Annotated in this window: 1 protein-coding gene; it reads left to right on the top strand. The window is 65.6% G+C overall.

Annotated features, from left to right (window positions below):
* On the top strand, positions 1-248 hold a 248-nt coding region (locus AB4Z35_RS30725), incomplete at its 5' end, for a hypothetical protein (protein ID WP_442101262.1).
* Positions 249-422 lie beyond the last annotated feature (174 nt).

Below are 422 nucleotides of genomic sequence, written 5' to 3'. Positions count from 1 at the left end.
GCACCACGGCACGCGCGGTTGGCAGCGACAAGCTGGACGGCGTACGCGGCGGCTCCGAACTCGTCGTCAACGACATGCGCCTGCACGGCACCGTGGCGGACAACGCCGCCATCAACACGCTGTCTGGCAGCAACATCGTTTCCGATGGCGCGTTCTCGAACGCGGCGGGCTTGCCCACCGTGATCCAGAATTCGGGCAATAACGTGCTGATCCAGAACGCGACCATCCTCAACGTCCAGTTCAATTGATCATGCGCCGCCTGTTGCTGGCCGCCGCTACCGTGGCGGCGACGCTGGGGAGCTTCTCCGCTGCCCGCGCCGACTACATCAACGTGCCCGCCGACGGCGGCAAGAACTACTACGTGCCGGTCACCAGCCTCCGCGAGGCCCGGTATCGCACCACCATCCGCCAGCAGTTCGACT

It is taken from the genome of Pseudomonas sp. KB_15 (genome assembly GCF_052114525.1).
In the GTDB taxonomy this organism is placed as follows: domain Bacteria; phylum Pseudomonadota; class Gammaproteobacteria; order Pseudomonadales; family Pseudomonadaceae; genus Aquipseudomonas.
This window is presented reverse-complemented; position numbering and strand designations above follow the sequence as displayed.